Below are 22,257 nucleotides of genomic sequence, written 5' to 3' on the forward strand. Positions count from 1 at the left end.
CCCGGTTGGACTGATCTATCTGATCGCGGTGGCGCGGATCAGCGAACCGCTGCCCGAGGCGATGGGCATTGCGGCCTTCATCCTCTGTGGCGTGGTCGGCGTGCTGCTCGGCGCCAGGATCGCCAGTCAGGCAGCACCGCAGCGTTCGGGCACTGCGTCACCACACCGAAGCCGCAGCCGCCCCGAGGCGGCACCGATTCCGATCGGCGAGCGTGAGCAGGGTGCGGTCAAGTGGTTCAATGCCAGCAAGGGGTTCGGCTTCATCAGCCGTGACAGCGGCGGCGATGTCTTCGTGCACTTTCGCTCGATTCGCGGCACCGGTCACCGCGCCCTGCGCGAAGCGCAGCGGGTCGAATTCAACATCGCCGACGGCGACAAGGGGTTGCAGGCGATCGAGGTCGAGGTCCTGTAGTCAGCCAGTTTGTCCGTGCCGACCGGGATGCCGGCCTCGCTCTCCCTGAGGTGCAGACTTGATCAAATTGCTGATCGTCGATGACCACGAGCTGGTGCGCACCGCGCTGACCTGCATGCTCGACAGCATCTCCGGCGTGCAGGTGGTGGGGCAGGCCGCCAATGGCGAAGAAGCGGTGCAGAAATCATCGTTGCTGCAACCCGATGTGGTGCTGATGGATGTGCGCATGCCCGGTATCGGCGGCGTCGAGGCCACCCGACGCATCCTGCGCCACCAGCCCGAGACCCGGGTGATCGCACTGACCGCCTATGATGACGACCCCTTCCCCAACCGGCTGTTGCAGGCTGGCGCGATGGGCTACATCACCAAGGATTCGAACCTCGACGAGATGCTGAACGCCATCCGCAAGGTGCACAGCGGCCAGCGCTACATCAGCGTCAAGATTGCTCAGGAGCTGGCGCTGAAACGGTTCAGCGGCGATGCCGACACCTCACCGTTTGATCTGCTCTCTGAACGGGAAATGCAGATCGCGCTGATGATCATCCACTGCCAGAAGGTGGCGGAGATCTCCGCAAAGCTGCACCTGAGCCCCAAGACGGTCAACAGCCACCGCTACAACATCTTCGAGAAACTGGGCATCGACAGCGATGTCGCGCTGACCCATCTGGCACTGCGCTGGGGACTGATCGACGCGTGAACCGCGGCAACCGCCTGGCGCCGTTTTACCTCCAGGATCGCCGATGAACGATTTGCAGCCGATGGTGGTCTCTGCCCTCATCGATGCCAAGCTGGCACAACTGCCGGCCCGCCCCGGCGTCTACCGCATGTTCGATGCCGAGAGCAGGCTGCTCTATGTCGGCAAGGCGAAGAACCTGCGCAACCGGGTGCGCAGCTACTTTCGCGGTCGTCCGCTCGATGGCAAAACCATGGCGATGGTCGGGCGCATCGCCGACCTCGACATCACCCTCACCCCCAGCGAGACCGAGGCGCTGCTGCTCGAGCAGAACCTGATCAAGGCCCACCATCCGCCCTACAACATCGAATTGCGCGATGGCAAATCCTACCCCTTCATCCGACTCTCCGGCGACACGGCATTCCCGCGCCTCAGCTTCTATCGCGGCGCCCGCAAAACCGATTCGCGCTACTTCGGCCCCTACCCCAGTGCCGCCGCGGTGCGTGAGAGCCTCGGCCTGCTGCAGAAGATGTTCCGGATCCGGCAGTGCGAGGAGAGCATCTTTCGCAACCGCTCCCGCCCCTGCCTGCAGTACCAGATCGGCCGCTGCAGCGCGCCCTGCGTCGGCCTGATCGACAGTGAAGCGTATCAACAGGACATGGCCGATGCACTGCTGTTTCTGCAAGGGCGCAGCAGCGACCTGATCGACACACTGGCCAACCGCATGGAGCAGGCGGCCACGGCGCTCGACTACGAGCGCGCGGCACGGCTGCGCGACCAGATCGCCCAACTGAAACGGATGCAGGCACAACAGGTGGTGGTCGGCGACGGTGGCGATGCCGATGTGCTGGCCGCCCATCTGCAGCCGGGTGGCGCCTGCGTCACCCTGCTGTCGATTCGCAATGGCCAACTGCTGGGCAGCCAGAGTTACTTTCCACGCGCGGCGCTGGTGTCGACCCCGGCCGAGCTGCTCAGCGCCTTCATTCCGCAGTTCTACCTCGATGACAACGCCGGCAGAGCGATTCCGCCGCAACTGCTGCTCAGCGACGCACCGGACGACCAGGCCTGCCTGACCGAAGTGCTGAGCAGCGCCGCCGGCCATGCCGTCACGCTCAGAAGCGGCACGCGCGGGCAGCGCGCACGCTGGATCGACCTCGCACTGGAGAATGCCCGCCAGCAACTGACCGCCCATCTGGCCAACCGGCTGAAGATGGCGCAGCGGTTCGAGGCACTGCGCGAATCGCTTGGACTGACTCAGACACCACAGCGCATCGAATGCTTCGACATCAGCCACACCTCCGGCGAACAGACCGTCGCCTCCTGCGTGCTCTTCACCAGCCAGGGCGCGCTCAAGAGCGACTACCGCCGCTTCAACATCAGCGACATCACCCCCGGCGACGACTACGCCGCCATGCAGCAGGCACTGACGCGCCGCTATGTCCGACTCAAACGGGGTGAGGAGCCACTGCCCGACCTGCTGCTGATCGATGGCGGCAAGGGACAGTTGCGTCAGGCCCGCGAGGTGCTCGCGGCCCTCGGCATCACCGGCGTCATGCTGCTGGGCATCGCCAAGGGGACGAGCCGCAAGCCGGGTCTGGAGACCCTGCTGTTCGACGATGGCAGTGAGCGGACGTTGCCGGCACACGATCCGGCACTGCACCTGTTGCAGCAGATCCGTGACGAGGCGCACCGCTTTGCCATCACCGGCCATCGCCAGCGCCGCAAACGCGACCAGAACAGCTCACCGCTGGAGCTGATCGAAGGGATCGGCCCGAAGCGCCGGCGCGAACTGCTGCGCCACTTCGGCGGCATCCAGGGGCTGGAGCGGGCCGGCATCGCCGAATTGACCCAGGTGCCGGGCATCAACCGCCCGCTGGCCGAACGCATCTTCAACGCCCTGCACCGGCTCTGACGCGAGGCGCTGCGCGCCTGTTCAAGCAGGAAAATCACCTCTAACCGGTACAGATACTGCGTGGCTGACAAAAAGCATCGCAGAAACAGGGAGACCACTCTCCAGAACGCGCGCGGGTTGCATTCGATCAGCATCAGGTGACACAGAAAAGCTTCTCGACGACTCCTCTCACAGATGCGAGACGCTCTTGCCACGCATCAGTTGGGCCGTCATCGATGCACAGACGTGGATCTGGCAGATCGGGGCCGGCAGCGACGACCACGATGTCAGGTGCAAACAGCGACCGACGCAGCGGATGCAGGATCGACAAGAACCGGCTTCTGCCCAGGAGTGACGGATCGGCCGGTATACGTGGCGGGCACGCCAAGACCCGTCATCTTCAGGCCAACTCGGTGTCCCAGTACGCCTGCTCAGCCTCGGCGCTCGGCCGGTAGTCCTCCGGCAGCGGAAAGGCATCGAGGTCACGCGCGATGGCGGCTTCAAGAAAATCGTTCACCCAGCCGAACACGTCCTGGCGGCGCACCGCGCGGCGCAGCGCCGTCATGCGTCGGCGCCGTTCGGACTGCGGCAGCTCGCAGGCCTGGTGGATGGCGTCGGCGGTGCCCTCGACGTCGTAGGGGTTCACCAGCAGCGCGCCGTGCTGCATCTGCGCGGCAGCGCCGGCAAACTCGGACAGGATCAGCACGCCGTCGCCGCCCACCGAGCAGGCGCAGAACTCCTTCGCCACCAGGTTCATGCCGTCCTTGAGCGGCGTGACCAGCGCGATGTGCGCGGCGCGGTAGTAGGCGACCAGGTCCAGGCGGTCGAGCGCGCGGTACACGTAGTGGATAGGCACCCAGCCGCCGGGGCGGGTGAACTCGCCGTTGATCTCGCCGACCAGTTGCTCGATGCGGGTCTTGAGGTCCCGGTACTGCGGGATGTCGTCGCGGCTCGGCACCACCACCTGGATCAGCGTCACCCGCTCCTGCAGGTCGGGGTGTCTGCGCAGCGCCGTGCGAAACGCTTCCAGCCGCAGCGGGATACCCTTGGTGTAGTCCAGTCGATCGACGCCCAGGATCAGCTCGCGATTGGGCAGTTCCGCGCGCAGCGCCTCGGCGGCGGCGATCACCGCCGGCGAACTGGCCTGGCGCTTGAAGGCACCGGTGTCGATGCCGATCGGGAAACTGCCGACGCGCACTTCGCGACCGTCGATGCGTACCCGCCGCCCGCGCTGCATGACCCGTGCCGCCGGCAGCAGGGTGCGCACGCACTGCAGGAAGTTGCGCTGGTCGCGCAGGGTCTGAAAGCCGATCAGGTCGAAATCCAGCAGCGCCCGCAGCAGCGTGAAACGCCACGGCAGCTTCAGATAAATGTCGAGCGGCGGGAACGGGATGTGCAGAAAGAACCCCAGCCGTGCCCGGCTGCCGGCGCGGCGCAGTTCGCTCGCCAGCAACAGCAACTGGTAGTCGTGCACCCACACGAAGTCATCGGCGCGGGCGTGCGCCTGCACCACCCGCGCGTACTTGTGGTTGACCTCGCCGTAGCTGCGCCAGTAGGCGGGGTCGAAGTTGCACAGCGACTGCAGGTCGTGGAACAGCGGCCACAGCACCTCGTTCGAAAAGCCGTAGTAGAAGCCTGCCACCTCGTCCACGCCAAGCGCCACCGGCGCCAGCTGATAGCCGGCCTTGGCGGTGGCCGCCTCCAGGGCGGTGTCGACGTCAGGATCGTGATCGGCGATGCCGGGCCAGCCGATCCACACCCCGCCGCGATCGCGCAGCACCGGCAGCAGCGCGGTGACCAGACCACCGCTGCCGGGGCGGCTGACGAGCCCGCCATCGGCGGTGCGCGACAGCACGAACGGCAGGCGGTTGGAGACCACCAGCAGCCGCGGTGGCGTGTCGCGCTCAGCCATGCGCCGCAGCCGATGCGAGGGGCGGCAGCGTCTCCACGTGCAGCGTGCGGGTCGGGAAGGCGAAATCGACGCCTTCGGCGGCGCAGCGGCGCACCAGCGCGAGATTGATCGCCTGCTGGATATCCATGTAGCGGTTGTACGCCGGATCGAGCACGAAGTAGACCACTTCGAAATCGAGCGACGAGTCGCCGAAGCCCTTGAAGTGCGCGCGGTCGAAGCGTGTGCCGTCCAGCCCCTCGATGATCTCGCGCACCCAGCCGGGGATCGCCGCCAGCGTGTCCGGCGGGGTGCTGTAGAGCACGCCGAAGCCGAACAGCACGCGCCGCTCGTACAGGCGCTTGTAGTTGTGGATGCGGCTTCCCAACAGGCCGGCGTTGGCAAACACCACCTGCTGGCCCTCCAGGCTGCGCACGCGCGTGGTTTTCAGGCCCACGTACTCGACCGTGCCGGCGATGCCGTCCACGACGATGAAGTCGCCGATCACGAACGGCTTGTCGAGCGCGATCGACAGCGACGCGAACAGGTCACCCAGGATGTTCTGCACCGCCAGCGCCACCGCCACGCCGCCGATGCCCAGACTCGCCACCAGCGTGGTGATGTTGAAGCCAAGGTTGTCGAGGATCATCAGCAGCGCCACCGCCCACAGCGCGACGCGGCACACGAGGCCGAGCAGGCCCAGCGTGGTGGCGCCGGCGGCATCGGTGGCCCGCGCGCGTTCGAGCCGCTGCGCGAGCCACACGTTGAGCGCCCGCTGTGCCCACAGCGCCGCCTGCACCAGCAGCGCCGCCGCGGTGAGGCTGGCCAGCGCCGCGTCGATCTTGGGCGGCAGCGTAACGGCGCGGGCGCCGACGAACAGCGCCACCAGCCACAGCACGCTGCGTCGGGTACCGGCGACGATCTCGGCCGCGTAGCGGCTCAGCTGCGCCCCGTCGCGCTCGGCCAACCGCCCCAGGCGCCGGCCGAGCTGGCATTTCAGCAGCGGCAGCAGACTGCCGACCAGCAGCATCAACCCCAGCCCGATGCCCCAGGCGGCCAGCGTGTTGCCGAATACGGAAAGGTGCAGCCAGCCGGTCCAATCGATATCGCGCAAACTCATTGGACTCGCTCCCGGATGTCGGCCCACTGACCGAGAAAGGCGCACAACCCCTCCGGTGGGCGCAGCCACAGATCGGCCGCCGTGGCGCGCCACTTGGGCCGCACCAACACGCGCAGGCCACGTCCGGCGAGCGCGCGGAAGGCGTCCTCGTCGGTGTGGTCGTCGCCCAGATAGGCCACACAGGTGTCCCGACCCAACTCGTCCAGCACCTGCTGCACCGCCTCGCCCTTGTCGCAGCCGGGGGCGCGCAGCTCGATGCCGCCGTCGAAGGCGTGCCACAGCAGCGCGCCGGCCTGCGCCAGCGTCGCGAAGCGCTTTTCGAGATCGCGCGCCAGCCCGCGCTGGTGCCCCGGTGCGAGACCGCGCCAGTGAAACGCCAGCGAGCCCGGCTTGCGCTCGACGCGCCCGCCGAGCGCCGTCACCGTGGCGGTCCAGCTTTCGGCCTCGGCCAGCGCCTGCTGAGCCGTGTCGGATAACGGCGTGAAACTGTGGCGGCCGTCGGGCAGGCGCCGTTCGCGGCCGTGGCAGCCCCAGAACTCCGGCCGGGTGTCCAAGCGCAGCAACGGGCACAGATCGTCGAGCGCCCGCCCGGAGACGATCACCAGCCGGTCGTTCGACAGCCGGCCGATGCGATCGAGCAGGCCCTCGACGCCGGGATAGGGACGGGCCTCGGCGGGGTCGATGTGAAACGGCGCCAGCGTGCCGTCGTAGTCGAGCAGCAGGGCGGCCGTGGGAGCGGTCGCCAGGGCGGACCAGAAGTCCTGCAACAGGGGGGAATCAGGCAAGCGCAATACGTTCTTCTCCGGGGTGCATGAGGCCGGTCATCAGCGTGAGGTAGTCGCGCGCCTGGCGCGTCAGGAGAAAGTTCTGGCGCACGAACTCGCGCGCCTTGGCGCCCATCTGTTCGCGCAGCTCCGCGTGCTGGCGCAGGTAGCGCACGCGCAGCGCGGCGCCCTCGGGCGTGCTCACCAGAAAGCCGGTGTGGTGGTTGACCACCTGCAGGCGGATGCCGCCGGTGTCGCCGCCGATCACGGGTTTACCCTTCCACATCGCCTCGGTCACCGTCAACCCGAAGCCCTCGCGCAGCGACTTCTGCAACACGAACGGCGCCGCCTGCTGCAGTGCGTTGATGGTGGTGTGTGCATCCGACGGCAGCAGCAGCACCTTGAGGTCCCCATCACCCTCGGCGGCGGCGCGCACCTCGGCGAGCACCGCTTCACCCTCGGGGTCGTCGTTGGCGCCGCCGCCGGCCAGCACCAGTTGCAGGCCGGGGATGAAGCCGCGCGCCAGGCGGTAGGCGGCGATCACGCCGAGCGGGTCCTTGAAGCGGTCGAAGCGCGACACCTGCAGCATCAGCGGCCGGTCGGGGTCGATGTCGAAGCGCCGGCAGGTCTCCAGCACCTGCCAGGCCGGCAGCGGGCTGTTCTTCTCGGCCAGCGGATCGATGCTGGGCGGGATCAGGTAGACCGGATGCGGCAGGCGCTGGGCAAAATCGGCCAGCGAGAACACGCTGGCGTCGTACGTGGCCACGTGGCCGCGCAGGTAGCGCCACACGCCGCGCTGCGGGCGGCTGGCGTCGATGTGGCAGCGCCACACCCATTTGCCGCGCCGCTGCGGCAGGTGGCGGATCAGCGCCGCCGGCTGCGGGTCGTGGATGAACACCACGTCGGCCTCGCGCAGCACCGGTGCCAGCGTCTCGGCGGCGCGGGCGTTGGCCTCCTCGTAGGCCTGCAGCAGCACATCCGACAGCGGCGCCGGCTGGCCCTGCAGGCCGTTGTGCATGGCCTTGGTGCACTGGTAGAACGGCCCGTCGCCGCTGATCACCTCCCAGCGCGTGTCGAGCTCCAGCGCCTGCATCAGCGGCACCAGCTTGTGCAGAATCTCCGCCACACCGCCGCCGGCCCGGGTGGAGTTGACATGCACCACCTTCATGCCGCGCAGCGGCGCGGCCAGTTGCACCAGATGCTGCACGGCGTCGGCACCAGCCACCTCGGCGTAGGCTTCGAGCAGCGCGTTCATGCCGGCACCCCCGCGAAGTGGCTTTCGATCACGGCGGCGTACTGGGCGCGCAGTTCGGGCAGCGACACGAAGTAGGGATCGATCTGCCCCAGGCGCGCGATCAGGCCCTCGTGGCCGTCGTCGCGCGCGGCCAGCCAGGTATGGAAGTCGTCCTGCCCCGGCGGTTCGCGGCGACGGGCGTCGATCAAGTGATAGAACACGCTGCCCGGCGACAACTGCGGCAGCAGTTCCACCAGCTCGCGCGGATCGCGGATGCGCCGGCCGGTGTCAAACACCACCAGCTGCCCACGCAGGAAGTGGAACTGCCGGTCGCGCGGCGCCCAGGCCGGCGCCTCGATCTCGTCCAGGCGCTGCTCGACCACTTCCAGCACCTCCTGGCGCAGCGCCTCGGCGTCGGCGAAATCGGCCGGGTCGATCACCGCCAGTCGCTCGGCCAGCGGCAGGTCGTGCAAAGCGTGGCGCACCCACACGGCAAAGTCGTTGCTGAACTCGGGGTCGTCGAAGCGGGCGCGCAGCAGGCCGCCCCAGAAGTGGTAGTAAACGCTGTCGGCCGGCACGGCGAGCAGGCCGTCGCGCAAACCGGGCAGGTTTTGCGCGCGCACGCCGGTGGCCAGAGGCACCAAGGCGCAATCATTGACGACAAAATCTTGTGGATTTGGCATCGATTGGTACTCCTGTGATTGGCGCTGCGCGCAGGCACTTCCTCCACCGATTGGTCTACAGAAAAAGAAACCACCGAGGCCTTCTTTTTTAAAACCTTATCACATTGAATTTGCTCTCGTCTGCTCGACTCCCCCCTGTCGCCGCCTCGAACCCCTCTTTTCGCATCGATTTCGAAATCTTATCCATCCAATTTTTCAATGTCTTAAAAACAGATGACACCATGGCCGAGATAGATAAAAATCATTTAAAAACAATATCTTATAGTGATGATTGCCGTTAAGAACAGAACCGAAACACTGGATCAGAATGACTGCGCCCGTGTGGGCGCGCGCTGCTCAACGCGGTTTTTTGATTGCGTGGATGGCCAGCGCGCGATGACCGCCCCCGCACTTTACCCATCATGTCGGGCTCCTGAACCCGCAGAAAACGCAGCTCATGAAAGAAGCTCGACACCCACTGAAGCAGCAGCCCTTCCGGCAATACCGCATCAACGGACTGAACCGCACCTTCGATCATGCGTCTGGTACCGGCTCTGACGCGAGGCGCTGCGCGCCTCGGTTCAGGCGCGGAAATCACCCCTGGTCAGCGCAGCGCCGGATGAGTGGCAAGCAGCACCAGCAGCAGCACCAGCAGCAGCAGTGAAACCCCTTTCCAGAATGCGAGCGGGTTGCGTTCGATCAGCGGCGGCCGATGCCGGCCCAGGAATGCGGGGTTCGGGTGACGCAGATCCCAGACGAATTCGGACACCTCTTCGTAGCGCTGCCGCGGATCCGGATGCACGGCCTTGCGCAGCGCACCGTCGACCCACAGCGGAATGCGCCGGTCGAGTTCGTAGAGCGGCACATAGCGCAGCTTGCGCAGCTCGGCGTGGCGGCGCAGCCGCGCGACCTGAATGCCATAGGGCAGGCGGCCACTGAGCATCTGGTAGGCGATCACGCCCAGTGAAAAGAGATCGGCGCGGTTCGATGCCCCTTCGGCGAGCAGGTACTCCGGCGCGCTGTATTGCAGTGTGCCGAGCATCTCATGCTGTCGCTGCTCGGGCAGCAGCTCCATGACACTGGCGACGCGGGTGGCGCCGAAGTCGATGATCTTCAGCGTGCCCTCGCGGTCGATCATGACATTTTCCGGCCGCAGATCCTGATGCACCATCTCCATGCGATGAAAGGCCTGCAATCCCCGGGCGATCTGCTCGACCATGCCACGCACCGTCTCCAGATCCGGAGTCGGATGATCGGCCATCCATTGCGCCAGTGTCTGCCCTTCGAGGTACTCCAGCGTCACATAGAGCGCGCTGCGCTGGCGCCGCTGCGCCGCCGCGCGCAACACGTGGGGACTGTGGAGGCGCCGCGCCACCCACTCCTCGAGCAGAAAGCGCTCCAGGTAGGCGGCGTCCTCGCGCATGTCGATGGAGGGGACTTTCATCACCAGCCGCTCACCGCTCTCCTCGTCCTGCACCAGGTAGAGGTGGCTGCGGTGGCTGGCATGCAGCTCGCGAACGATGCGGTAGCCATCCAGCAGCGCGCCCGGTTCCGGCAATGGCGGCGGCCGCAGGCCGGCGGCCAACTGCGGCAATTCGGCGGCTTCCGGGTCCGGCAGCGCATCGACCCGCACGATCTGCACGGTCAGGTTGTCACCGCTGCCGCGCCGCAGCGCCTCCTCGACAATGGTGCGGGCAGCCAGATCGAGATCATCATGCAGCCGCGCCACGGTGGCGGCCACGAAAGCGCCATCCATCTGCTCATGAACACCATCGCTGGTCAGCACAAAGGTGTCGCCGACTTCGAGCGGCAGTGCCTGGTAGTCGAGATCGATCTGCTGCCAGATGCCGAGGGCACGGCTCAGATAGCTCTCGTCCGGCGCGACCACGACCCGATGATCAGTCGTCAACTGCTCCAGTGCCTGGCCGTGCAGGCGGTGGATGCGCGTGTCGCCGACGTGAAACAGGTGCGCCGTGGTCGAGCGCAGAACCAGCGCACTGAAAGTACAGACATGGCCACGCTCCTTGTCGAAGCGCCCCTGGCCGCGCTGCGTGTGCGCATGGAGCCAGGCATTGGTGGCCGCCAGCACCCGCTGGGCCGAACGCTTGACCGACCACGCCTCAGTCGTGCAGTAGTAGTCGGCGAGAAAGCTCTTGACCGCCGCCTCGCTGGCGATCTGGCCGGCCTCACTGCTGCTGATGCCATCGGCCAGCGCGACGGCGATGCCCTTGGCACTGAGCAGCGGCTCGCGCGGAATGCACAGGCCGTGAAAATCCTGATTGACTGGCTTGCGCCCGGCGCTGCTGTACTGGCCGGCACTGATCCTCAGTTGACTGGACATGCTCGCCACGCAACAGGTTCAGTGCCGAAGCCTGCTCGATCAACGCCCCGCGACGGTGCGTTTTGGAGCGGTCTTGTAATGCGTCGAATAGAGCGTTGCACCAACAAAGGTCAATCCGCCGACCAGATTGCCGACCACGGTCGGGATCTCGTTCCAGATGAAGTAGTCCATCAGCGTGAAGTTGCCGCCCAGCATCAAGCCCGACGGAAACAGGAACATGTTCACGATCGAGTGCTCGAAGCCCATGTAAAAGAAGACCAGGATCGGCATCCACATCGCGATCACCTTTCCCGACACCGAGGTCGACATGATGGCCGCCACCACACCGGTGGAGACCATCCAGTTGCACATCACCGCGCGGATGAACAGGGTCAGCATGCCGGCGGCACCGTGGGCAGCGTAACCGACCGTGCGGCTCTCACCAATCACGCCCAGTTTCTGACCCACCGCGTTGGGCGCCTCGGTGAAGCCGAAGGTGACGATGATCGCCATGAACAGCGCCACCGTCAGCGCACCGGCGAAATTGCCAAGGAACACCAGGGTCCAGTTGCGCATCACGCCGCCCCAGGTGGCGCCTGGCCGCTTGTCCATCACCGCCAGCGGCGCCAGCGTGAAGACGCCAGTGAGCAGATCGAATCCGAGCAGGTAGAGCATGCAGAAGCCGACCGGGAACAGCAGCGCGCCGACCAGTGCATTGCCGGTGTTGACCGTGACCGTCACCGCAAAGGCGGCGGCCAGCGCCAGGATGGCGCCGGCCATGTAGGCACGAATCAGGGTATCGCGGGTCGACATCAGCAGTTTGGATTCCCCGGCGTCGACCATCTTGGTGACGAATTCAGCGGGTGCGAGATAGGCCATGGTGGGCTCCTTGGTGAATGAATGAGACAACAGAGTGCCGGCCATCGAGGTGGCATCCGACCTCGATGGATGTCGCATCTCATAGCAACAAACCTGCCAAATAAACGGCCCCTCTGCGTTCTCCATGGCTCACGACGATGCAGCAGCGCCGGCATGACGCTGTGCTAGACTGACTCGCCAGCGCCAGACCGGCCCAGACATCAACCATCAACCCCCGCCCGCAGGCCTGTCCGCAACGCCCTGCGGCGGGCCTGACGGAACTCTTTCCATGTCCGATCCCGTGGCCAGCCACCACCTGCAATGGAATGTCCCCAACCTGCTGACCGCCTTTCGGGTGGTGCTGATTCCGGTCTTCGTGCTGGTCTTCTACCTGCCGGTCGAGTGGCGCTTCCTCGCGGCCGGGGTCATCTTCATCGTCGCCAGCATCACCGACTGGCTCGATGGCCATCTGGCGCGCCAGCTCGACCAGGCCACCCTGTTCGGCGCCTTTCTCGACCCGGTCGCCGACAAGCTGATGGTCGGCATCGCGATGGTGCTGCTGGTGACCCGCTATCCCACCGCTGCCTTCGCCATTCCGGCCGCCATCATCGTGGGCCGGGAGATCGCCGTCTCGGCACTGCGTGAATGGATGGCCGAGCTGGGCAAGCGTGCCAGCGTCGCCGTCTCCTATGTCGGCAAGGTGAAGACCGTGCTGCAGATGGTGGCCATCTCGATCCTGCTGCTCGAACCGAGCGCCGGCAGCGCCTGGTTGCGCATTCCCGGCTTCATCGCCATCTATCTGGCCGCGCTGCTGACCCTCTGGTCGATGCTGGTCTATCTGCTGGCCGCCTGGCCACTGCTGACCGGCCAATCGGAAGGGTGACCTGCGGCCTTCAATCGGACCACTCATCCAGGGAGCCTTGCACCATGACTGCACCGACCGATGACGAACCGACCCCGGAACCGAGCTCGCCCGCCTGTCTGATGCACGAAGCCGACGACAGCTACATGGGCTATGTCGGCAGGGATGAACTGGTGGCCTTCCTCAACGAGCTGCTCGAAGCCGAACGTGCCGGCGCCCGCATCACCCTGGAGAGCGCACAACTGGCCGGCGACACGCCAGTTGGCGCGCTGCTGCGCGACATCCAGCAGGACGAGGCACACTGGTGCGCCATGCTGCTCGGCCATCTGCGTTCACTGAATGCGGCGCCGTCGCCGAAGGTCGGCGCCTTTTACGACAAGGCGGCGGCCATTGCCGAGCTGGACGCACGCGTCACCTTCATCAACCGCGGCCAGCGCTGGGTGGTGCGCAAACTGTGCGAAATGATGCCGCGACTGCGCGATGCCGGGCTCAGAAGCGATCTGGAGCAGATGCTGCGCTCACACGAGGCCAACATCGCTTTGGTTGATGCAGCGACCGGCGCGGTCTGATCCGGTGCGCCGACAGGCACTGAGCTACGACACCGCGCTGGCCAGAATGGCCGAGGGTGTCTGTCCTGGTTGCGAGCGCACAGTCGACCTGAAAAACAGCGAGATCGATTTCTGTCCACACTGCGTCAAGTGCAACAGGCGCAGGAATGCCTTCTCACGCTTCTGCCATGCCTGCGCGGCGTGTCAGGCCAGCTCGACGGAGAGTCTCACCCCAGGAGCAGCCCCATGAGCCCGATTCATCATGGCCGCCACATCGCCCGGATCGAAGGCGATTTCGTCATCTTTCTGATCGGCATGCGCGTGAACAGATTGCGCGCCATCCACAAATGGCTGCCGGTGGCGCGGGCCATGGGTCCGATGGTGAAGCAACTGCTCCAAAGACCCGATCTGGGTCTGCTGCATGCGCAGCCCTGCCTGTATTGGCGGGGCGTCATGCTCGTTCAGTACTGGCGCTCGTTCGAACAGCTCGAACGCTTTGCACGCGATCCCGCCATGACCCACCTCGACGCCTGGAAGCGCTTCAACCAGGCCGTCGGTGCGGATGGCAGCGTCGGCATCTGGCATGAGACCTACCTCGTGCCCGCAGGTCACCATGAGTGCATCTATGGCAACATGCCGCGCACGGGACTGGCGCAGGCCGGCGAACATCTTCCTGCAACCGGTGCCAGGGAGACCGCCAAGCGGCGTCTGGGCCTGAAGGGCGAGCCGGCGGTGCCAAGCTACCCGACACCACCCACCGCGAACGAACCCGGCGCAGCCCATCGCTGAACCTCCACCCTGCCCGACCGCAAGGCCGGTTAAGTGATCGGATACGGATCAGGCCGTTCGCTCACTCTGCTGTGCTTCGCGCTGACGGAACCGGCGCGGCTGCCCGGCGGGCCAGACCGCGCATCAGCCACTTCAGCAGCGGCAGGCGGCCATAGAGCTCCTCGGCGGCATCCCAGTAGTCGCGGTGGCGAATCACCTTGCCGACGGCATCGAACGCAAAATGGGTGGCACCAACGATGGTGGTGGGCGCACTGGTGATCGGCATGACGAAATCCAGCTCCCACAGCAGCATGAGATCGCCATCGCTGGCGCTGAACTGCCGTGTCACCCGAAACCGGGCGCCCGGCAGCCGGTCGAAAGTGTGTCGCAGGATGGCACCAATGGCCTCGATGCCCTCGACCTCGTGGAAAGGATCCTTGAACCAGGCCGCTTGCGCATAGAAGCGATCGAGCTGATCCAGCGTCGCTGGGGAGAGCCGTTCGAAATAGTCGACCAGGGCATCGCTGTTCACAGCCCGGTGACCCGACGAATCAGCGCGAAGTAGAGCCGGTAAGGCAGCCAGTTCAACACTTTCATGACCCAGGTGAAGCGTCGCGGAAAGTGAATCTCGAACCTGCCAGCCGTGATTCCAGCCACGATGGCCCGCGCCGCCGCCTCGGCACTGATCAACGCCGGCATCTGGAAAGGGTTCCTGGCCGTGAGCGGGGTGCTGACGAATCCGGGGTTGATCAGATAGACCGCCACACCACGCGGCGCGAGATCGAGATGGAGCGTCTGGGCGAAGTTGATCAGCGCCGCCTTGGTGGCGCCATAGACCAATGCCGTGGGCAGGCCGCCATAACCGGCGACACTGCCGATCAGCGCAATGCCGCCACAGCCGCGCTCGACGAAGTACGGGGCTAGCAGGGCCACGACATTGATGACCCCGATCAGATTGACCTGCACCAGCGCCTCGGCGGCCTCGGCATCCAGCTCCCAGGCATGCATCGGCTGATGGGTGCCGGCACTCACCACCACCAGATCGATCTCTGCGAGTGCCGTACGAACCGCGTCGAAGGCGTGACGGAGCGCGGCGCGGTCGGTGATGTCGACCACCTCGACATGGCAGGCCCCCAGCGCGGCCAATGCCGCGCCATTGCGGCTGCTGACCGCCACCCGTGCCCCGAGCTCCACCAGTCGGCGACTCAACGCGGCACCAATGCCGGAGCTGGCGCCGATCACCCAGATCCGCTGGCCGGCCCAATCGACACAGGGGCGATTCAGACTCATGCTCCCCTCCTGAAGGCGATGAACACTTCACCGAGGCGGATGCCGAACTTGCGCATCTGCGACCGGTTCAGCAGCACCTCGTCGTCGATCAGGTACATCCAGTCATCGAACTGCACCTCATACACCTTGTCATCGACCGGCAGCAGCAGGGTGTAGCGCCACTGCAACGCGTTGCCCTCGGCAACGCCGGCGGCTTCACCCTTGACATCATCCGCCCGGCCCCTGTAATGGTTCGGGCCCTGCCGGGTGATGTGCCAGATGCGCTGTGAGCGGGTGCCATCCGACCAGGAAAAATCTTCGGTAAGCCGGCCCTGATCACCCTGCCAGACGCCGGTCATGCGCACCGTGAAGCGGCGGGTCACCTCGCCAGAGCGGTCGGCAAAGTAGCCCCAGCCGGTGAGTGGTCCATCGAAATATCGGGCCAGATCGAGTGGTGGTGTCTGACCGCGGTAGCTCTCGGGCGTGACCCCGGCGCAACCGCTCAACCCCAGCAAGGTGCAGAGTGCAATCAGCGATCTTTTCAGCATGTGACACCTCCAGTGGCGAAAAAGCGACGCAGCGGCCGGAACCAGGCCAGGGCGGCCAGCTTCAGCAGACAGGGCAGCAGCGCATAGGCAAACGAGAGCGGCCACAACTGCTCACCGCCCGGCTGGTAGCCCCACAGATCGAGCAGCGGCAACGCCAGGCCGGCCGCCAGGGCCAGTGCCAGCTTCGCCAGAAAGCTCATCAGACCGTAGTAGAGGCCGGGTTGACTGCCCTGATCGACATCGACCATCTCGGCCACCAGTGCAGAGGGCAGCGCCAGATCGGCCCCCAGTGCCACGCCGGAGGCGACGCAGATGAGGGCATAGCCCAGCCCATCACCGGCACCCAGCGTGAAGGCCGAGGCAAAGGTGAAAATGGCCAGCACCATCGACAGCAGCCAGGCATCGAAGAGGCCGATCCGATGTACCAGCCTCATCCACAATGGCAGTCCGGCCGCGCCGGCAATGAAATAGAGGGCAAGAAACAGCCCTGCCCAGGCACCCATCCGCAGCACGTCATCGATGAAGAAGAACACCAGCGAGGCCGGCAGCGCACTGGCCACGGCGCTCAGCAGGTAACCGGGTGCGAACCGCCTGAAGAGTGGTTGGGCAAAGGGGCGCAGCCACTGGGTGCGGGCGAACGGCTCCACGCGCAGGACGGTCCGCTGGGTCCCGAGCAGGGTCACGCCACCCAGAGCGATCAGCAACAGCAGAAACCAGGGGCCTGTCCGCGTCAGCCCCGTGGAGAGGGTCGGTGCCAGCAGGGTCGGCAGGCTGGCGGCCAGCACCACACCGGCCAGACCGAATGCCTCGCGGGATGCGAACAGTCGGGCCCGTTCTGCGGCAGTTGCACACAGCCGCGCGGCCCAGGCGTTGTGCACCACGGTGGCCAGACTGTAACCGACCGTGGTCAGCGTCAGCATCGTCAGCAACCAGGGTATCGGTGGCCAGGGTCGCTGCGGGACAAAGAGCCCCATCCAGCCCACACCCAATAGCGGCAGAGAGAGCGCTATCAACCCGCGTGGATGGGGAAACCGATCGAGCAGCACGCCGAGCAGCGGATCGATCACCGCATCGAAGAAGCGCAGCGCCAGCAGCAGGATGCCGAGCAGCGCAAGAGGGATGCTCTCGGCATAGAAAGGCACCAGATGGACATAGAGCGGCAAGGCGGCAAAGGCCAGCGGCAGACCCAGGGCGCCGTAGGCGATGAGCTGGCGGGATGGCAGCAGCGGCGTGGTCATGGCAGGCCGAGCAGTCGTCTGCGCAATCCGGGCGCGCTGCTCTGTTCGCCGACCCAGATGGCGAAAAAGGCAGCGGCCAGTTGTTCATCATCGATGCGGCCGATCTGACGCTCACCCAGATAGAAGGTGGCACCCGCCCCGGGTTGACGCAGACCGAGCAGCCGGTCGCCGGCGGCAACATCCGGAAAGAGCGCCCGCAACCGGGTTTGCCAGTTCGCCAGCAACAGGGCATCGTCGATCCCCTGACGACGGATCTCGACAATGCTGCGCTCGGCAATGGCCTCGGCGGTGAACGACCGGGCATAGATCAGTTCCAGCGCATAGGGTGCGTCCGGTTTCCAGAGGCCATCGCCATTCCACAGCCGGGCCTCATACAGCTGGATACCGAAATGGCGCAGGTTGCCGGCACCAACCTGCCGTGGCACGAAAGGCAATTCCGGCAATGGCGCCATCGCGACGACGGGCAGCGCCACCACCGTCAGCCACAGCAGCAGTGCGGCGCTAGAGCGCCGGCTGGAGCACGAACTGCGCGACATCGGTCGAACCACTGTTGAAGCCAGCCTGGCAGTAGGCCAGATAGAAGTGCCAAAGGCGCATGAAGCGCGCATCGAAACCGAGTGCACGCACCTCGTCCTGGCGGGCGATGAAGTTTCTTTCCCAGCGGTTCAGCGTCTCGGCGTAGTCGAGGCCGAAATGCTCCTGATGGGTGACGACCAGACCATTTTCGGCCGCCACCGCCCGGAAGCGTTCGGCCGAAGGCAACATGCCACCCGGAAAGATCTGTTGCTGAATGAAATCGGTACCGTTGCGATAGCGCTCGAACAGCGCATCGTCGATCAGAATGCTCTGCACCACCGCCCTTCCTCCCGGCCGGAGGGCCCGCCTGACGGCGGCGAAGTAGTCATTCCAATAGGCCTCGCCGACCGCCTCGAACATCTCGATCGAGACGATGCCATCGTACTGGCCCTGCTCATCACGGTAATCCTGCAACGCAAAACCGCACTGACCGGCCAGACCGGCTGCATCGATCCGCGCACTGGCATACTCCAGTTGCTGGCGCGACAGCGTGAGGCCGCGCACCCGATGACCGGCACTGCCTGCCGCCTGTTCGGCAAAGCCACCCCAGCCGCAACCGATCTCCAGCAGCGACTGTCCGCTGGGCAGATCGAGCAGCTCCAGCACCCGCTGATACTTGCGCTGCTGGGCTTCACCCAGATCGAGGCTCCAGTCACCGTCGAAGCGGGCACTGGAGTAGGTCATCGTCCGATCGAGCCAGAGCGCATAGAACGCATTGCCAAGGTCGTAGTGGAATGCAATGTTGCGCCGCGACCCCTTCAAGCTGTTGGCGTTGCGCAGATGGCGCAGGCGGTGCTGCAACCGTCCCAGCCATTGACCATGGATCAGATGGCCGAGCGCCGTCCGGTTGCGCGCCAACAGGGTGAGCAGCGCGGTCAGATCGGCGGTGTCCCACCCGCCATCGATATAGCCCTGGGCAAAGCCGATGTCGCCACTGGTGAGAATGCCCCGCAGCAGGCTCCAGCGCCGCAGCCGCAGTGAGACTTCCACTCCCCCCTGGCCGAGACGCACCGTGCGCCCGTTGGGCAGTTCCAGGCGAATGACCCCGCCTTCGATGCCATGCAGCCGCCTGACGACCGGCAAGGCATACCATGGGCTCTTGTTGTGTTGCAGACCGGCAGTCAGATCGACGCTGCTCATTCGGTGACCTCGATGGGAGAGGGAACAGGTTTCGGAAAGAGTCGCACCCGCTTGCGCAACAGTCGCACTGCCTGCAGATGAATGCGCACGATCACCGCCAAGGTCATCAGCGGATAGCGCCAGAAGGCGCGACGGCCACTGCGGGCAGTCAGGGGTTCCAGCTTGCCCCACCAGCGGGTCGCGAGGGCCAGGCCATCGCCATCGTCATAGTCGATCCGCGCGCAGAATCGACCGGCCTCGACATGAAAACCGAAGCGATAGCGACCCTGCCGCCCAAAGAACGGCGAGACGTGAAACACCTTTTGCGCTTCGAATGCCCCGGCTGGCTCTCCAGCGCGCAGCAGATAGACATGCCGCTCACCGAAGGTGTTGTTGACCTCGGCCAGCACTGCCACCAGTTGGCCGTCGGCACGGTGGCAATGCCAGAAGCTGACCGGCTTGAAGACATAGCCCAGTACACGGGGAAAGGTGGTCAACCAGATGGCGCCATCAGCCACCAGACCCTGCGCCTGAAGCAGGTCGCGCACCCAGCGCAGTGCATCGCCACCCTCGCCATGATCGCGATGATGGAAACTGAGCAGGTTGAAGCGGTCGATCGAGAAGCCGGGCACTGCCACCCCGGTCAGCTCATGCATCGGCAACCGCACGAAAAAGAGCGGATAGCTGAAGCGGTTCACCACTGGCTTCAGCCGCAGATGGCGCAGACCACCAAAACCGATCTGTGCCATCTCAGGCAGCATCGGCCAGACCCTCCCACGGCGAGACGACATCGAGTGCCCGTGCCACCCGCAGCGCCGAAGCCAGACCATCCTCATGGAACCCATGACCGAGCCAGGCACCCGCCAGCCAGATGCCCTGCTCGCCATTGCTCGCCGTGATCTGCTGCTGCACCTTTGCACTGTCGAACGAAAAGAGCGGATGGCTGTAGTCGAACCGGCGATGCACCAGGCCGGGGTCGATCGGCTCCACCGGGTTGAGCGAGACGATCACCGGTGTCGTGGTCGGCAGCGGCTGCAACCGATTGATCAGGTAGTGCACTGCCACCGCCCGGCCAGTGCCAGACTGCACCGCACCAGCTGCTGATGAAACCGCCTGATAGTTCCAGGCCGACCAGAGCTTGCGGCGGCGTGGCAGCACCCGCGGGTCACTGTGCAGCACCACCTGATTGTGCTGATAGGGAATGTGTCGCAGCCACTGCGCCCGCTGCGGAAAATCCCGCTCCAGCAGCAGCGCCGATTGATCGCTGTGGCAGGCCAGCACCACCTGGTCGTATCGACCCTGAAAGTCACCACTGCCCAACTCGATGAGTCCGCCACGGCGACGCAGTGAATCGACCGGCTGGCCAAGGCGAATCTGATCGATTCCCGCCGCCAGCCGCTGCACATATTCGCGCCCTCCGCCCTTGACCGTGTACCAGCGCGGCCGATCGAAGATCTGCAACAGGCCATGGTTGTTGCAGAAGGCCACGAAGGATGAGAGCGAAAACTCCAGGATGCGGGCCGTCGGCGCCGACCAGATGGCCGCCGCCATCGGCAGCAGATACCAGTCGATGAAGGGTCTGCCATAGCCACGCAGCCGGAGATAGTCACCGAGCGTCAGGTCACCATGCATCGGCAGGTCACGGGCCGCGCTGCGATTGAAACGCAGCATCTCGCCGAGCATCTGCCAGAAAGGCGGGCGCACCAGGTTGGCACGCTGCCCGAACAGGGTATCCAGGCTGCTGCCGGCCCACTCCAGTTCCGGCTCATCCATCCGAAAACTGAATGACATCTCGCTGGCGACCGTCTCGACCCCCAACTGGCGGAACAACTGCGTCAACTGCGGATAGGTGCGGTGGTTGAACACCAGAAAGCCGGTGTCCACCGCAAAGGTCTGGCCATCGAGCGTCAGGTCGACGGTATGGGTGTGGCCGCCCAGCCGCTGCTCCGCTTCGAACAGCGTGACCCGGTGCCGACGACTCAACAGCCAGGCTGTCGCCAGTCCGGAGATTCCGGAACCAATCACTGCCACCTGCATCATCTTTGCTGCCTCCAGCGCTGCGATTGCCAGTCGTGTCACCTTCACACAAGGTCAAACACGTCAATTTGTCTTGGTCAAAACTGATCTTTAGCGCTAAACTAGCCGTCAAATGCCAATCTGTCAACGCTTTGACATGGACAAATCAAAAAATGCAGCCAGATGATTCAGTGCCCGGCCTGCCCATCTCTTCAGTGGAGCGCGAAACGGGCCTGTCCAAGGACACCCTGCGGGTGTGGGAGCGCCGCTACGGCTTTCCGACACCCGAACGGGATGCGAACGGCGAACGCAGCTATTCGCTGCAGCAGGTGCGGCGGCTGACGCAGCTCAAGCGACTGCTAGACCAGGGCCATCGGCCGGGAAAACTGCTGAAACTCGATGAAGAAGCGTTGTCGGCACTGCTCGGCACCGCAGCGCCTTCCGCCATGCAGAGCACGCAGCAACCGCTCGATGAGTGGCTGCAACGGGTGCGCCTGCACGACAGCGATGCCTTGCAACGTGACCTGCAACGCGAAGTCAACCGCCATGGACTCGCCCGTTTTGTCCAGGACATTGCTGCTCCTTTGATCACCCACGTCGGTGCCGCCTGGTCAAACCGGGAGATCGGCGTGTTCGAGGAGCATCTGTTCTCGCAGAATCTTGAAAAGCTGTTTCACAGCGCGCTGGCCAATCTGTCGCAGCCACAAGGCCGCCCGAGAGTGCTGCTCACCACCCTCGCCGGCGAGGAGCACACCCTGGGACTGTTGATGGTGGAAGCCCTGCTGGCGCTGGAAGAGGCCTGCCCGATCCAGCTCGGAGCGCAGACGCCAGTCAGCGAGATCGCCCGCGCCGCACGGCTCGAACGGATCGATGTGGTCTGCCTCTCGTTCAGTTCGGCCTACCTGCCGGCACTGGCACAGCAGGGGCTGCGTGACCTGCGCCAGCAGCTGCCCACCGAGGTCGAACTCTGGGCCGGCGGCCATGGCATCAAGGCGATCCGCCGACCGATCGAGGGCATCGCTTTGACCCCGGAGTTCGACGACCTCCATGCCGCTCTGCGCCGCTGGCGAGCGCGCCAGGACAGCATGGCCGCTCATTCACGCTCTGGACAGTGAGTTCGGATCGAGCAACTGCATGAGGGGCTTCGGTTGCACCGGCCAATGGCCATGCAGCCATGATCCAGCCCTCAGCAGACCACCTGATAGTCGCGCACCACGGCCGCTACCTGCACCGAGTAGGCGCAATACCAGCGCTCACGGCCGGCGCGCTGCGCCAGCAGATGCTCGGGGTGCTGCTTCCACGCCAGGATCGCCGCCTCGCTGGGCCACCAGGAGATGGCGACCTCCTCCTCCCCTTGCGTCATCGACTGAAACTCGAGACAGCCAAACTGCTGCAGGGCCAGCTCGCGCATTCGCGCCGCGGTCTGCAGGTAGTCATCATCGAGTGCCCGGATTTTTGCGCGGAACAGCACGACATACATCGTCGCCCCCG

At 65.3% G+C, this 22,257-nt stretch carries 23 protein-coding genes; 7 read left to right on the plus strand and 16 right to left on the minus strand.

Annotated elements, in window-relative coordinates:
- Nucleotides 1-61 precede the first annotated feature (61 nt).
- The 3 genes from H7A13_04450 (at nucleotide 62) to uvrC (ending at nucleotide 2,997) form a co-directional block, all read left to right on the plus strand.
- Nucleotides 62-412: a cold-shock protein gene (locus H7A13_04450; GenBank protein MCP5332590.1), complete on the plus strand. Its 351-nt coding sequence runs from the start codon at nucleotides 62-64 to the stop codon at nucleotides 410-412.
- Nucleotides 413-470: 58 nt separating this feature from the next.
- The gene (gene uvrY / locus H7A13_04455; protein MCP5332591.1) at nucleotides 471-1,109 is read left to right on the plus strand and encodes a UvrY/SirA/GacA family response regulator transcription factor; all 639 of its coding nucleotides are present in this window, start codon (nucleotides 471-473) and stop codon (nucleotides 1,107-1,109) included.
- 61 nt (nucleotides 1,110-1,170) lie between these two features.
- Nucleotides 1,171-2,997, plus strand: coding sequence for an excinuclease ABC subunit UvrC (uvrC, locus tag H7A13_04460; GenBank protein ID MCP5332592.1), 1,827 nt, complete (start codon nucleotides 1,171-1,173; stop codon nucleotides 2,995-2,997).
- A gap of 379 nt (nucleotides 2,998-3,376) precedes the next feature.
- On the opposite strand, the gene H7A13_04465 is transcribed toward uvrC, so the two are convergent.
- The 7 genes from H7A13_04465 to H7A13_04495 form a co-directional block, all read right to left on the minus strand.
- Nucleotides 3,377-4,888 (minus strand): trehalose-6-phosphate synthase, encoded by a 1,512-nt coding sequence (locus H7A13_04465; GenBank protein MCP5332593.1) that lies wholly within the window; start codon nucleotides 4,886-4,888, stop codon nucleotides 3,377-3,379.
- Nucleotides 4,881-5,984, minus strand: coding sequence for a mechanosensitive ion channel family protein (locus H7A13_04470; GenBank protein ID MCP5332594.1), 1,104 nt, complete (start codon nucleotides 5,982-5,984; stop codon nucleotides 4,881-4,883). Before H7A13_04470 ends, H7A13_04465 begins: the two co-directional genes overlap by 8 nt.
- Nucleotides 5,981-6,769: a trehalose-phosphatase gene (gene otsB / locus H7A13_04475; GenBank protein ID MCP5332595.1), complete on the minus strand. Its 789-nt coding sequence runs from the start codon at nucleotides 6,767-6,769 to the stop codon at nucleotides 5,981-5,983. Before otsB ends, H7A13_04470 begins: the two co-directional genes overlap by 4 nt.
- Nucleotides 6,762-8,003, minus strand: a complete 1,242-nt coding sequence (locus H7A13_04480) for a glycosyltransferase (GenBank protein ID MCP5332596.1) — start codon at nucleotides 8,001-8,003, stop codon at nucleotides 6,762-6,764. Before H7A13_04480 ends, otsB begins: the two co-directional genes overlap by 8 nt.
- Complete coding sequence (locus H7A13_04485) at nucleotides 8,000-8,665, minus strand: hypothetical protein (protein MCP5332597.1); 666 nt, start codon at nucleotides 8,663-8,665, stop codon at nucleotides 8,000-8,002. Before H7A13_04485 ends, H7A13_04480 begins: the two co-directional genes overlap by 4 nt.
- A 583-nt stretch (nucleotides 8,666-9,248) precedes the next feature.
- Nucleotides 9,249-10,985, minus strand: coding sequence for a bifunctional protein-serine/threonine kinase/phosphatase (locus H7A13_04490; GenBank protein ID MCP5332598.1), 1,737 nt, complete (start codon nucleotides 10,983-10,985; stop codon nucleotides 9,249-9,251).
- Between the two features lie 39 nt (nucleotides 10,986-11,024).
- Nucleotides 11,025-11,843, minus strand: coding sequence for a formate/nitrite transporter family protein (locus H7A13_04495; protein MCP5332599.1), 819 nt, complete (start codon nucleotides 11,841-11,843; stop codon nucleotides 11,025-11,027).
- Nucleotides 11,844-12,111: 268 nt separating this feature from the next.
- On the opposite strand from H7A13_04495, the gene pgsA reads away from it, so the two are divergent.
- The 3 genes from pgsA (at nucleotide 12,112) to H7A13_04510 (ending at nucleotide 14,021) form a co-directional block, all read left to right on the plus strand.
- Entirely contained in the window at nucleotides 12,112-12,705 is a 594-nt protein-coding gene (pgsA, locus tag H7A13_04500) for a CDP-diacylglycerol--glycerol-3-phosphate 3-phosphatidyltransferase (protein ID MCP5332600.1), read from the plus strand.
- A 44-nt stretch (nucleotides 12,706-12,749) separates the two neighbouring features.
- On the plus strand, nucleotides 12,750-13,253 hold the full coding sequence (locus H7A13_04505; protein ID MCP5332601.1) for a hypothetical protein: 504 nt from the start codon (nucleotides 12,750-12,752) through the stop codon (nucleotides 13,251-13,253).
- 225 nt (nucleotides 13,254-13,478) lie between these two features.
- Entirely contained in the window at nucleotides 13,479-14,021 is a 543-nt protein-coding gene (locus H7A13_04510) for a DUF4188 domain-containing protein (protein MCP5332602.1), read from the plus strand.
- A gap of 61 nt (nucleotides 14,022-14,082) precedes the next feature.
- Here H7A13_04510 and H7A13_04515 read toward each other — a convergent pair whose 3' ends face one another.
- The 8 genes from H7A13_04515 to H7A13_04550 are packed head-to-tail and all read right to left on the minus strand — an operon-like array spanning nucleotide 14,083 to nucleotide 20,787.
- Nucleotides 14,083-14,532, minus strand: a complete 450-nt coding sequence (locus tag H7A13_04515; protein MCP5332603.1) for a nuclear transport factor 2 family protein — start codon at nucleotides 14,530-14,532, stop codon at nucleotides 14,083-14,085.
- Nucleotides 14,529-15,290, minus strand: coding sequence for an SDR family NAD(P)-dependent oxidoreductase (locus tag H7A13_04520; GenBank protein MCP5332604.1), 762 nt, complete (start codon nucleotides 15,288-15,290; stop codon nucleotides 14,529-14,531). Before H7A13_04520 ends, H7A13_04515 begins: the two co-directional genes overlap by 4 nt.
- Nucleotides 15,287-15,817, minus strand: a complete 531-nt coding sequence (locus H7A13_04525; GenBank protein MCP5332605.1) for a DUF3833 domain-containing protein — start codon at nucleotides 15,815-15,817, stop codon at nucleotides 15,287-15,289. Before H7A13_04525 ends, H7A13_04520 begins: the two co-directional genes overlap by 4 nt.
- Entirely contained in the window at nucleotides 15,811-17,055 is a 1,245-nt protein-coding gene (locus tag H7A13_04530) for an MFS transporter (GenBank protein ID MCP5332606.1), read from the minus strand. Before H7A13_04530 ends, H7A13_04525 begins: the two co-directional genes overlap by 7 nt.
- On the minus strand, nucleotides 17,052-17,591 hold the full coding sequence (locus H7A13_04535; protein MCP5332607.1) for a chalcone isomerase family protein: 540 nt from the start codon (nucleotides 17,589-17,591) through the stop codon (nucleotides 17,052-17,054). The genes H7A13_04530 and H7A13_04535 overlap by 4 nt, the downstream gene beginning before the upstream one ends.
- Nucleotides 17,557-18,771, minus strand: a complete 1,215-nt coding sequence (locus H7A13_04540) for a class I SAM-dependent methyltransferase (protein MCP5332608.1) — start codon at nucleotides 18,769-18,771, stop codon at nucleotides 17,557-17,559. Before H7A13_04540 ends, H7A13_04535 begins: the two co-directional genes overlap by 35 nt.
- Nucleotides 18,768-19,541: a DUF1365 domain-containing protein gene (locus H7A13_04545; protein MCP5332609.1), complete on the minus strand. Its 774-nt coding sequence runs from the start codon at nucleotides 19,539-19,541 to the stop codon at nucleotides 18,768-18,770. Before H7A13_04545 ends, H7A13_04540 begins: the two co-directional genes overlap by 4 nt.
- On the minus strand, nucleotides 19,501-20,787 hold the full coding sequence (locus H7A13_04550; GenBank protein MCP5332610.1) for an FAD-dependent oxidoreductase: 1,287 nt from the start codon (nucleotides 20,785-20,787) through the stop codon (nucleotides 19,501-19,503). The genes H7A13_04545 and H7A13_04550 overlap by 41 nt, the downstream gene beginning before the upstream one ends.
- Before the next feature lie 152 nt (nucleotides 20,788-20,939).
- Here H7A13_04550 and H7A13_04555 point away from each other — a divergent pair, with 152 nt between their 5' ends.
- Nucleotides 20,940-21,881, plus strand: coding sequence for a MerR family transcriptional regulator (locus H7A13_04555; protein MCP5332611.1), 942 nt, complete (start codon nucleotides 20,940-20,942; stop codon nucleotides 21,879-21,881).
- 71 nt (nucleotides 21,882-21,952) lie between these two features.
- Here H7A13_04555 and H7A13_04560 read toward each other — a convergent pair whose 3' ends face one another.
- On the minus strand, nucleotides 21,953-22,246 hold the full coding sequence (locus H7A13_04560; GenBank protein MCP5332612.1) for an antibiotic biosynthesis monooxygenase: 294 nt from the start codon (nucleotides 22,244-22,246) through the stop codon (nucleotides 21,953-21,955).
- Nucleotides 22,247-22,257: the final 11 nt, after the last annotated feature.

This window comes from Pseudomonadales bacterium (assembly GCA_024234215.1).
Lineage (GTDB): Bacteria > Pseudomonadota > Gammaproteobacteria > Pseudomonadales > UBA5862 > JACKOQ01.